The sequence below is a fragment of the Terriglobales bacterium genome, assembly GCA_035624455.1.
In the GTDB taxonomy this organism is placed as follows: domain Bacteria; phylum Acidobacteriota; class Terriglobia; order Terriglobales; family Acidobacteriaceae; genus DASPRM01.
Genome location: DASPRM010000149.1, coordinates 1 through 4,278 on the forward strand (window position 1 = coordinate 1; position 4,278 = coordinate 4,278).

General features: G+C 58.5%; 4 protein-coding genes. All 4 read left to right on the plus strand.

The annotated features are described in order from the left end of the window. Positions 1-361, plus strand: a 361-nt coding sequence (locus VEG30_16675; protein HXZ81564.1) for a RidA family protein, incomplete at its 5' end; no start/stop codon positions are given. 6 nt (positions 362-367) lie between these two features. Continuing rightward, the gene (locus VEG30_16680; protein HXZ81565.1) at positions 368-814 is read left to right on the plus strand and encodes a nitroreductase family deazaflavin-dependent oxidoreductase; all 447 of its coding nucleotides are present in this window, start codon (positions 368-370) and stop codon (positions 812-814) included. Positions 815-2,606: 1,792 nt separating this feature from the next. Then, positions 2,607-3,707, plus strand: a complete 1,101-nt coding sequence (locus VEG30_16685; GenBank protein HXZ81566.1) for a hydrogenase small subunit — start codon at positions 2,607-2,609, stop codon at positions 3,705-3,707. A 20-nt stretch (positions 3,708-3,727) separates the two neighbouring features. Beyond that, positions 3,728-4,278 (plus strand): nickel-dependent hydrogenase large subunit (locus VEG30_16690; protein HXZ81567.1); only part of this gene is annotated, 551 nt, incomplete at its 3' end.

Genomic DNA, 4,278 nt, shown 5'->3' on the forward strand with positions numbered 1-4,278 from the left:
GCCATTCGAGCTGAAGATTGGCATTTCGCGAGCGGTACGAAGCGGGCGAATCATCGCGGTCACTGGGACAGTCCCGCTCGGCAAGGATGGCAAGACCGTCGCAAAAGGCGACCCAGCAGGCCAGGCGCGAAGGTGTCTGGACATCATCCAAACCGCGATTGAAGGATTGGGAAGCGAGCTTTCGGATGTTATCCGCACCAGAATCTTGCTAACCCGAATAGAAGATTGGGAGCGGGTCGCGACAGTCCACGGCGAGTGCTTTGGCAACCTCCGCCCTGCCAATACCATCATGCAGGTCGTACGCTTTATCGACCCGGACTGGCTGGTCGAGATGGAGGCTGATGCAGTGGTGGAGGGCTAGCGAGCGGTGAGCGCTGCAGGCATCCTAGTCATCGCCATCGCCGGCACAGGAATCCTCCTGATGAGGTTTCGCAAGCGGTGGCTGGCGAACATCAACATCGCGGTCACGAACCGAATCACCAGTTTGTTTGCGGGTTGGCTGCCGGGATTTGGGATTTTCGCGCACGTGGGTCGGAAGTCAGGGAAGGTCTACCGCACTCCGGTGAACGTCTTTCGAGCACCGAACGGGTTCATCATCGCACTCACTTACAGCAGCCAGTCCGAGTGGGTTAAGAACGTGCTCGCGGCAGGCGGATGCGACCTGAAGACTCGCGGGAAGCAATATCGGCTTTCCGCGCCGAAGGTCGTGCGTGATCCTACGCGGCGGCGATTCCCGATCCCAGTGCGGCTGGTACTTTGGATCGTAGGCGCGGATGAATACATGGAGCTTTCAAAGGCGTCTGTACCCTCGTAACTTGAGCCGAGCACGTACAGGCGTGGTATTGAACAATGCACGTCAAATAGCCCGGGCTAGAGAGCCGTATTCGGTCAATCCGGCGCTGCCGCTGGAAACCGGATCAACCAAGAAGTCGGCGACCTGTTTGCATTCTTTGGATGGTTCTGGCGAACAGTTGAATCCAATTGCAAATTGAAGGTCGACGCGCAGGACGCACACGGACGACACATAATTCTTGGATGGTTGGAAGTCGCAGAGGTGATTGAGTCGCTGCCGTTGCCCAAACCCTTGCGTTCTCTCCCTGATCACCCCCCCGAACCCCGCCCGATTTACGTGTCCTCATTGCCCGGGTCTGGAGTTGTGGCCCTTGGGGCAGCTTCAACGTGTGAAGGTAGAGAATGATGTCTTGGATGTCTTCGTCGCTTAGGTTTCCCTCGAACGAAGGCATGATGCCGCTGCGCCCGGTCTGTATGGTGGAGCGAACCACATCTTCCGTGGCGGATCTTCCGCTGGGAAGAAACCTGCGATCGAAGACGCCATGTAGGTCAGGAGGTGCTATTCCTAGGTCCACCCTTCTCCGACTGTGGCAGCCGCTGCAGTGAATTTCAAACAGATCACTTCCGCGTGCGATGGATTTCGCTCGGCGGCTTTTCCAGTATGAGCAGCCGGATGACCCCAGTAACAAAAGAGCAAGAGCGAGGAGGCAGATAAGCTTCGTCTTGCGGGTGGAGGAAACCATGGGGCTCCTGGGATGTAAGCTTGCCGTCAGCCTGTGTCAGAAACCGGCCACCATTCAGGCTCCACAAATCCGCTCGTTTGGCCGAGATCACTGTTTCGAATGGCTGCGCAACACGGGCACCGACACCATCCCCGGGAGAACCGCCGACGCCCGCGCCCAACGCTCCAACTCGGGGTTCTGGAGTATCGTCAAGCAAGTTCCGATTATTTTGACTGGGACGGCGTGCCAGTTTGTTCACCTGCCCTGAACAAAACGGCAAAGGCCTCTCCCTGGATACCGCAACCGGCCAGATTAGCGTGTACTCCAGTCACCTTGCCAAGTGTATTGTTGCGTGAAATGCACCAATTGCGGCGGCGAACATCAGGATCAGCGCCGCAACCGCGAATCCGTTTCCGTTTACAAAGTCCGATAGGTGTTTCATAGTCGTTTTCTCCCTTACCCGGCATCCAGTGAAGGGCCCGGCGGGATCGACCCCGCCGCAAGATTCGTTGCAGGCAACCGCTAGAAATGTCGGCCTCCCAAGGTCGGTTTCGCCCTGCCGAGCAGAAAAGTCAGGTCCATGGCAGGGTAGAATTGCAAAGCCAAGTGGATTTCCAGGGGAAAAAGTCTTCCGTTCTTGCGATAGCGAAAGGGAGTGGAGCACGTCGGGTTATTGCACATTCGAACCAGCACCCGGACCGTGAACATAATCGTATAACTCTCCTCCGTGCCGACCGCCCAAGCTGTGACGCAGACTACAGATGCTTGTGATCGCTGGATCGATTGAACCGGCTTTCGGTGCCCAGAGGCTATTGTGTGAAGATCTACGCTTTGGCAGCACCGCGACCCTTTTGGACCGCTTCTTTACCTTATTCGTTCCGTTTGACACTGCTGTCTTTGGCTGACCGGGAGCCCGCCAACTAAACCCTGAGATGAAGATTTTTCCGTCCAGGATCACACCTTTCCGTGAGCAAGGTCACATCCTTCCAAGGTGATTAGTGGTACTTAAGCGCAATCCGCATTGCATGACGTAGGGTGTGGTTCCGGTTCCCGGCTGGAGCGAAACCGCATACTCCCAGGAAGGATGACCCTATGATCCCGCCGAACGAAACGTTTTTGGGGGCCTTGCAGAAAAAAGGTGTCAGTCGTCGCCGATTTCTCAAATTCTGCACCGCCATGACCGCGACCTTGGCCCTCCCCCCGCGCTACGTGGCCCAGGTGGCTTCCGCTCTGGAGAAAGCCAGAAAGCCGGTGCTGGTGTGGCTGCAGTTCCAGGATTGCGCCGGGAATTCGGAAGCAATCCTGCGTTCGAGCCACCCCTCGGTACTGCAGGTAGTGCTGGACCTGCTCTCGTGGGAGTATCACGAGATCATCATGGCGGGGGCCGGCCATCAGGCTGAGGCAGCGCTCCAGCGCGTGGTCAAAGAGGAAAAGGGCAAGTACCTGGCGGTCGTGGAGGGGTCCATACCTCTGGCCGACGACGGAGTATATTGCACGGTCGCCGGAAAGACCGCACTGTCGATCGCGAAAGAGGTCTGCACGAATGCAGCGGCGACGATCGCGGCTGGAGCTTGCGCTTGGTTTGGTGGCCTAGTAGCTGCATCTCCGAATCCAACGGGAGCGGTGGGAATTTCGGAGGCCGTGCCCGAAGCCAAGGTCATCAACTTGGGCGGATGCCCGCAGAATCCGGCGAACACGGCGGCGGTGCTGGTGCATTACCTCACGTTCGGCGAGCTGCCAGCTGTCGACCAGTACAATCGGCCACTCTTTGCTTATGGACGGATCATCCACGACCAGTGCGAGCGGCGCGCTCACTACGATGCTGGTCGTTACGTGCAGGAGTGGGGCGACGAGGGACACCGGCGGGGCTGGTGCCTTTACAAAATGGGGTGCAAAGGCCCAGAGGCGACGTTCAACTGCCCTTCAGTGCGGTTCAACGACGGCACCAGCTGGCCAGTGAAATCGGGGCATGGCTGCATCGGCTGTGGCGGCTACAACTTCTGGGAGACTAAGTCTCCGTTTTACGAACGTCTGCCGAATGTGCCGGGGTTCGGAGTAGACGTCAGCGCCGGGAAAATTGGAGTCGGGGTCACGGCCGCAGTGGCGGGAGCGACCGTTGTGCATGGCATCGCGAGCGCAATTCGTGACCGCATGCAGGCAGTGCCCGGGGCGTCCGAAAAAGCCAAATCATAAGAGCAGGCGGGGAGGACCTTATGGCACGCATCGTAGTCGATCCGGTGACTCGCATTGAGGGTCATCTGCGCATTGAAGCCGAAGTGAACGGCGGCGCAGTCACCGATGCCTGGAGTTCGGGAACAATGTTTCGCGGCATCGAGCTGATCCTGAAAGGGCGCGATCCGCGCGAGGCGTGGATCTGGACGCAGCGCATCTGCGGCGTCTGCACGACCGTGCACGCGCTGGCGTCGGTGCGCGCAGTCGAAGACGCGTTGGGCATCGAAGTGCCGGAAAATGCGGACCTGATTCGCAACATTATTGGCGCCAGCCAGTATGTGCAGGACCACGTCATTCACTTCTATCATCTGCACGCGCTTGATTGGGTGGACGTGACCCTCGCACTCAAAGCCGACCCGGCCAAGACTTCGCAACTGGCGGAATCCATTTCCCCCTGGCCCAAGGCAAGCCGCAACTACTTCAAGGCGATTCAGGACAAGCTGAAGGCGCTGGTGGAGAGCAAGCAGCTCAGCTTGTTCAGCAGCGGATATTGGGGACATCCCGCCTACCATCTGCCGCCCGAGGCGAACCT

Bases quoted from the DNA above. Each gene is read 5' to 3' on its own strand.
- VEG30_16685 (HXZ81566.1), top strand. From the start codon at position 2,607: ATGATCCCGCCGAACGAAACGTTTTTGGGGGCCTTGCAGAAAAAAGGT.